Here is a 6,784-nt window from a genome sequence, read left to right on the forward strand (position 1 = left end):
GGCCAAGGGGCGGATCGCGCGCATCGATACCGCCGATGCCGAGCGCGCGCCCGGCGTGATCGCGATCGTCACCCGCGAAAACGCCGGCAAGCTGGGCAAGGCGAAGGCGCATACCGCCACGATGCTCGCCGGCCCGATGGTCGAACATTACGATCAGGCGGTGGCGATCGTCGTTGCCGAGACGTTCGAACAGGCACGTGACGCCGCAAAGCGGGTGCGCGTCGACTATGCGCGCGCAAAGGGCCGCTACAATCTGGCCGCGGCGAAGGCCGGCGCGCCGATCGCCCCGGGCGACAAGATGAAGACCGCGGTGGGTGACTTTGCGCGCGCCTTCGCCGCGGCGCCGGTGACGGTCGATGCCACCTATACCACCCCCGACCAGAGCCACACGATGATGGAGCCGCACGCCACCATCGCGGCGTGGGACGGCGACACGGTGACGCTGTGGACGTCGAACCAGATGATCGCCTGGGCGGTGCGCGACATGAGCGAGACGCTGCTGATCCCGAAGGAGAAGATCCGCGTCGTCTCCCCCTATATCGGCGGCGGGTTCGGCGGGAAGCTGTGGGTGCGCTCGGACGCGGTGATGGCCGCGCTGGCCGCGCGCGCGGCGAAGCGCCCGGTCAAGGTGGCGCTGGCCCGGCAGCAGGTGATGAACAACACCACCCACCGCCCCGCGACGATCCAGCGCATCCGGCTGGGCGCGGACAAGACGGGCAAGATCACCGCGATCGCGCATCAGACGTGGTCGGGCGACCTGCCCGGCGGCGGGCCGGAGACGGCGGCCAACCAGACGCAGTTGCTCTACGCCGGCGCCAACCGGCTGACCGAGACCCGGCTCGCGGTGCTCGACCTGCCCGAAGCCAATGCGATGCGCGCGCCCGGAGAGGCGCCGGGGATGATGGCGCTGGAAGTCGCGATGGACGAACTGGCGGAAAAGCTGGGGATGGACCCGGTGCGCCTGCGCGTCATCAACGACACGCAGGTCGATCCCGAAAAGCCCGAACGACCGTTTTCGGACCGCAACCTGGTGCGCTGCCTGGAGGAAGGCGCGCAGCGCTTCGGCTGGTCGCGGCGCAATCCGACGCCGGGCACGGTCCGCGACGGGCGCTGGCTGGTCGGCATGGGCATGGCCGCGGCGTTCCGTAACAACATGAACATGAAGAGCGGCGCGCGCGTCGGCGTCGACCGCAAGGGCGTGGTCACCGTCGCCACCGACATGACCGACATCGGTACCGGCAGCTATACGATCATCGCGCAGACCGCGGCGGAGATGATGGGCGTGCCGCTCGACAAGGTCATCGTCCTGCTGGGCGACAGCCGCTTTCCCGAATCGGCCGGGTCGGGCGGGCAATGGGGCGGCAACAGCTCGACCGCGGGCGTCTATGCCGCGTGCGTCGACCTGCGTCGCCGCATCGCACAGAAACTGGGCTTCGACCCCGATCGCGCCACCTTCGCCGACGGCAAGGTCAGCGGCGGCGGGCGCTCGGTCGATCTGGCGAAGGCCGCCGGCGACGAGGGGATCAGCGGCGAGGACACGATCGAGTTCGGACGCCTCAACGACGATTATGCGCAGGCGACGTTCGGCGCGCATTTCGTCGAGGCGGGCGTCGATGCGCACACCGGCGAGATCCGCGTGCGCCGCATGGCGGGCGTGTACGACGCCGGGCGCATCCTCAACCCCGTATCGGCGCGCAGCCAGGTGATCGGCGGGATGTCGATGGGGATCGGCGCGGCGTTGATGGAGGATGCGGTCGTCGATCCGCGCTTCGGCTATTTCGTCAATCACGACTTGGCCGAGTATCACGTCCCCGTGCACCTCGACGTGCCGCATCAGGAAGTGGTGTTCCTCGACACGCTCGACGACAAGACCTCGCCGATGAAGGCCAAGGGCGTCGGCGAACTGGGCCTGTGCGGCGCCGCCGCGGCGGTCGCCAATGCGGTCTACAACGCCTGCGGCGTGCGCATCCGCGACTATCCGCTGACGCTGGACAAGGTGCTGAAGGCGATGGCGCGGGTGTGATCCGGCGGGCGGGCGGGCCGCCGTCCGCCCGCCCTGGACGCCGGCCTTCGCCGAAGCACGGACGTTGAACGTCATCCCGGCGAAAGCTGGGATCTTCCGGTGGGCGAGCGCATCGCCGGCCCCACGAAGACCTCGGCCTTTGCCGGGGGTGACGTTCTGCTTCCCTCAGTCGACGAACGCGCGCTCGATCACGAATTGGCCGGGATTGGCGTTCGACCCTTCGGTCAGCCCCGCCGCTTCCAGGATGCCGGCGGTTTCGCGGATCATCGCGGTCGATCCGCACAGCATCACGCGGTCGGTTTCCGGGTTGAAGCGCGTATCGCCGACCAGCGGCGCGCCGAACAGCCGGCCGTCTTCGATCAGCGTGGTGATCCGGCCCATGGTGTGGAATTCCTCGCGCGTGACGCACGGCAGGTAATGGAACTGCTCGGCGGCCTGGTCGGACACCAGCGGATCGTCGGCCAGCCGCTCGCTGAGCATGTCGTGCCACGCCAGATCGTCGACGCGGCGCACGCCGTGGACGATCACCACCTGCTCGAACCGCTCATAGGCTTCCGGATCGCGCGCGACGCTCAGGAAAGGAGCCAGCCCCGTACCGGTCGACAGCAGGAACAGCCGCTTGCCGCCCAGCAGCGCATCGAGCACCAAAGTGCCGGTCGGCTTCTTGCCCATGTACAATTGGTCGCCGGGCTTCACCGCCTGCAACCGGCCGGTCAGCGGGCCGTCCGGCACCTTGATCGACAGGAATTCCAGCTCCTCGGCCCAGGACGGGCTGGCGATCGAATAGGCGCGCATCACCGGCTTGGGCGGCTTGCCCGCCACCCCCTCGCCCTCACCGGGCAGGCCGATCATCACGAACTCGCCCGAGCGGAAGCGGAACGACGCCGGCCGCTCGACGGCGAAGCTGAACAGATGCTCGTTCCAGTGGCGCACCCACTTCACGGCCACGGTCTGGAACGCGGCATTTTCCGGGATCAGGACGGGCGCGCCCGCATCGATGCTCACTTCTGTCTATCTCCATCGCGGCAACCGTCGCGACGGCCAATGGCCCGCGGCTGCCCAATTCACGAGCGTGCCGATGGCCGCTGCGCCGATCCACCGCAAGAAACGCTTGGCTTGGCGGATGCAAGCATTTTTTGCGAACAGGTCGCAGCGCCTTTCGCCGTCCACCGTCGTTGCGCGCGCGGCGATGTTCCCCATATTCCCCCATATGGCGATCCAGATCCGCACCAGCCTTGCCGAGCCCGAAACCGGCGACAGCTTCGTCCCGCACCGGCCGCAGCGCCCCGACAAGGTGGAGGGCGGCAAGCCGTTCAAGCTGGTCAGCGACTATCAGCCGTCGGGCGACCAGCCGACCGCCATCGCCGAGCTGGTCGGCGCCGCGCGGCAGGGGGAGCGCGACCAGGTGCTGCTGGGCGTCACCGGTTCGGGCAAGACCTTCACCATGGCCAAGGTGATCGAGGAATTGCAGCGCCCCGCGCTGATCCTGGCGCCGAACAAGATCCTGGCCGCGCAATTGTACGGCGAGTTCAAGAGCTTCTTCCCCGAGAACGCCGTCGAATATTTCGTCAGTTACTACGACTATTACCAGCCGGAGGCGTATGTCCCGCGCTCCGACACCTATATCGAGAAGGAAAGCTCGATCAACGAGGCGATCGACCGGATGCGCCATTCGGCGACGCGATCGCTGCTGGAGCGCGACGACGTGCTGATCGTCGCATCGGTATCGTGCCTGTACGGCATCGGATCGGTCGAAACCTATTCGGCGATGATCTTCGATCTGAAGAAGGGCCAGTCGGTCGACCAGCGCGAGATCGTGCGCAAGCTGGTGGCACTGCAATACAAGCGCAACGACGCGGCGTTCCAGCGCGGCAATTTCCGCGTCAAGGGCGACAATCTGGAAATCTTCCCGTCGCATTATGAGGACAGCGCGTGGCGCGTGTCGTTCTTCGGTGACGAGATCGAGGATATCGTCGAGTTCGACCCGCTGACGGGGAAGAAATCCGCGAGCCTGTCGTCGATCCGCGTCTATGCCAATTCGCACTATGTCACCCCCGGCCCGACGCTGAAGCAGGCGAGCGAGGCGATCCGCCACGAACTGACCGAGCGGCTGAAGGAGCTGGAGGCGGAGGGCAAGCTGCTGGAGCGCCAGCGGCTGGAGCAGCGCACGCATTTCGACCTGGAGATGATCGCCGCGACCGGCAGCTGCAACGGGATCGAGAATTACAGCCGCTTCCTGACCGGGCGCCTGCCCGGCGAACCGCCGCCAACGCTGTTCGAATATCTGCCCGAAAACGCGCTGCTGTTCGTCGACGAAAGCCACCAGACGGTGCCGCAGATCGGCGCGATGGCGCGCGGCGACCACCGGCGCAAGATCACGCTGGCCGAATACGGCTTCCGCCTGCCCAGCTGCATCGACAACCGCCCGCTGCGCTTCAACGAATGGGACGCGATGCGCCCGCAGACGGTGTGCGTATCGGCGACGCCGGGGTCGTGGGAGATGGAACAGTCCGGCGGCGTCTTCGCCGAACAGGTGATCCGCCCGACCGGGCTGATCGACCCGCCGGTGGAAATCCGCCCGGTCGAGGAACAGGTGCAGGATTGCATCGTCGAATGCCGCGCGACCGCCGAAAAGGGTTTCCGCACGCTCGTCACCACGCTGACCAAGCGGATGGCCGAGGACCTGACGGAGTATATGCACGAGGCCGGGGTGCGCGTGCGCTACATGCACTCCGACGTGGAGACGCTGGAGCGGATCGAGCTGATCCGCGACCTGCGGCTGGGGGTGTATGACGTTCTGATCGGCATCAACCTGCTGCGCGAGGGGCTGGACATCCCGGAATGCGGGCTGGTGTGCATCATGGATGCCGACAAGGAAGGGTTCCTGCGTTCCGAAACGTCGCTGATCCAGACGATCGGGCGCGCGGCGCGCAACGTCGAGGGGCGCGTGATCCTCTACGCCGACCGCATCACCGGCAGCATGGAGCGCGCGATGAACGAAACCGCGCGCCGCCGCGAAAAGCAGGAGGCGTACAACCGCGAACACGGCATCACCCCGACCACGATCCGCCGCAACATCGGCGACATCATCGCGCACGTCGCCTCGCAGGATCAGGTGACGGTCGAGATCGACGAGCAGCGCCCGCACATGGTCGGCCACAATCTGCGCGCCTATATCGAGGAGCTGGAGAAGAAGATGCGCAAGGCCGCATCGGATCTGGAGTTCGAAGAGGCCGGTCGCCTGCGCGACGAAATCCGCCAGCTGGAACAGGAAGAGCTGGGCCTGCCGGTCGAGCAGCACAAGGCGCCGGTGATGGGGCGCAGCAACGAAGGCAAGCCGGGCACGCGCAAGACCCGCTTCGGCAAGACCCAGCGCAAGTTCGGCGGCGCGCGCGGGGCGCGGTGACGCGCATCAGCCTGCGTTCAGCCGGATCGCGGTAGCGTGGGTGTTATGTACGCAGCGCCACGCCAGGAACGGATCGGATCGGCGGTCGCCGCCGGGGTGCTGACCGCGGCGATCGGCTGGGCGCTGCTCAACGGGCTGGCCGGTGGGATGATGCGCGCTCCGCTCGACGAAGGCCTCGCGATCTTCCGCGTCGCCCCGCCACCGCCGCGCCCGGCGGAAAAGGTGGTGCCGAAGAAGACGGCGGTGTCACGCCCGTCGGGTCGCGCGGCGCCGCCCAATATCCGGTCGCAGGCGACGCAGGTCGCCGCGCCGCGGCCGATCGTCGTCGTGCCCCTGCCCCCGCCCCCGATCACCGTCGCGCTCAAGCCGTTCGCGGGCGATGACGCGACGCAGGGCGCAACCACGCGCGTCGGTCCCGGGACGGGTGCCGGCGGCGTGGGCGACGGCACGGGGAGCGGCGGCTGGGGTGACGGCGATGGCGGCGGGATGGACGAGACGCCGCCGGTGCATATCCGCGGGCGGCTGCGCGATGCCGATTATCCGGGGGATGTCGGCGAGGCGGGCTTCCAGGGCACCGTGTCGGTCAAGTTCCTGGTGTGGGTCGACGGGCGGGTGCGTGATTGCAGCGTTACCCGATCGAGCGGCAACGCGACACTGGACGCGACCACCTGCCGCCTGATCGAACAGCGCTTCCGCTACCGCCCGTCACGCGATGCGGACGGACGCGCGGTGCCGGCGTGGATCGTCGAGAACCATCAATGGGTGATCGAGCCGGATCGTTGAGGGCGCTTACCGATCGCCGGACGCCTCGTCCTCCGGCTCGGCATCGATCGTCTGCGGCGGATTGGTGTTGCCCTTGTCGGGCGAATCGGGATCGGTCAGCAATTCCTCGACCGCTTCCTGCATCGCATTGTCGCCGTCGCGCTTTGTCGTCGTCATCGTACCGCTCCTCACCCGACCGCCAGATTCTCGCCGCCGACCTGATAGTAACTGGCGACGCGATCGGCATAGGATTGGTCGAACACCGGTGCGTTGTTCGCCCAGCTCGGTCCACCCTCCAGCATCCGCCTGTCGATCGTCACGACGAAGCCGTCGCGCACCGGATCATATTGCAGCAGCGAGAAGGGCAGCGGGTAGAAGCTCTTGCCCATGCCCAGGAAGCCGCCCAGGCTGAGCACCGCGTGCGTCGTGCGCCCCGACCCCTTGTGGACCATGAAGGCATGGACCGACCCCAGGTGATCGCCGTCGCGGCTGTCGACCTTCATCGTTTCGGAAAGATTGGCCTGCACCAGGATCTGGGTCGGCGTGGCGTCGGACATGGAACCTCCGGCTGTCGAACTTGCGATGGATCAAAC

6 protein-coding genes are annotated in these 6,784 nt (G+C 67.6%); 3 read left to right on the forward strand and 3 right to left on the reverse strand.

Going from position 1 to position 6,784, the window contains the following annotated elements:
• Nucleotides 1-2,023 (forward strand): aldehyde oxidoreductase molybdenum-binding subunit PaoC (gene paoC, locus AX685_RS02465; protein WP_066485073.1); only part of this gene is annotated, 2,023 nt, incomplete at its 5' end.
• 165 nt (nt 2,024-2,188) lie between these two features.
• Here paoC and AX685_RS02470 read toward each other — a convergent pair.
• Complete coding sequence (locus AX685_RS02470; RefSeq protein ID WP_066485075.1) at nt 2,189-3,028, reverse strand: ferredoxin--NADP reductase; 840 nt, start codon at nt 3,026-3,028, stop codon at nt 2,189-2,191.
• A gap of 205 nt (nt 3,029-3,233) precedes the next feature.
• On the opposite strand from AX685_RS02470, the gene uvrB reads away from it, so the two are divergent.
• Both uvrB and AX685_RS02480 read left to right on the forward strand, forming a co-directional pair.
• Complete coding sequence (uvrB, locus tag AX685_RS02475) at nt 3,234-5,429, forward strand: excinuclease ABC subunit UvrB (RefSeq protein WP_066485080.1); 2,196 nt, start codon at nt 3,234-3,236, stop codon at nt 5,427-5,429.
• Between the two features lie 45 nt (nt 5,430-5,474).
• Complete coding sequence (locus AX685_RS02480) at nt 5,475-6,212, forward strand: TonB family protein (RefSeq protein ID WP_082740456.1); 738 nt, start codon at nt 5,475-5,477, stop codon at nt 6,210-6,212.
• A 6-nt stretch (nt 6,213-6,218) separates the two neighbouring features.
• Here the strand turns inward: AX685_RS02480 and AX685_RS21355 are convergent, their stop codons facing one another.
• The gene (locus AX685_RS21355) at nt 6,219-6,368 is read right to left on the reverse strand and encodes a hypothetical protein (protein ID WP_156445620.1); all 150 of its coding nucleotides are present in this window, start codon (nt 6,366-6,368) and stop codon (nt 6,219-6,221) included.
• 11 nt (nt 6,369-6,379) lie between these two features.
• On the reverse strand, nt 6,380-6,748 hold the full coding sequence (locus AX685_RS02485) for a PRC-barrel domain-containing protein (RefSeq protein WP_066485077.1): 369 nt from the start codon (nt 6,746-6,748) through the stop codon (nt 6,380-6,382).
• Nucleotides 6,749-6,784: the final 36 nt, after the last annotated feature.

The sequence above is a fragment of the Sphingomonas sp. CCH9-F2 genome, assembly GCF_001556735.1.
In the GTDB taxonomy this organism is placed as follows: Bacteria; Pseudomonadota; Alphaproteobacteria; order Sphingomonadales; family Sphingomonadaceae; genus Sphingomonas; species Sphingomonas ginsenosidimutans.

Excerpts from the sequence above, each read along its gene's own strand:
- AX685_RS02485 (WP_066485077.1), bottom strand. The coding sequence starts at position 6,748 with ATGTCCGACGCCACGCCGACCCAGATCCTGGTGCAGGCCAATCTTTCC.
- uvrB (WP_066485080.1), top strand. The coding sequence starts at position 3,234 with ATGGCGATCCAGATCCGCACCAGCCTTGCCGAGCCCGAAACCGGCGAC.
- AX685_RS02480 (WP_082740456.1), top strand. The coding sequence starts at position 5,475 with ATGTACGCAGCGCCACGCCAGGAACGGATCGGATCGGCGGTCGCCGCC.
- AX685_RS21355 (WP_156445620.1), bottom strand. The coding sequence starts at position 6,368 with ATGACGACGACAAAGCGCGACGGCGACAATGCGATGCAGGAAGCGGTC.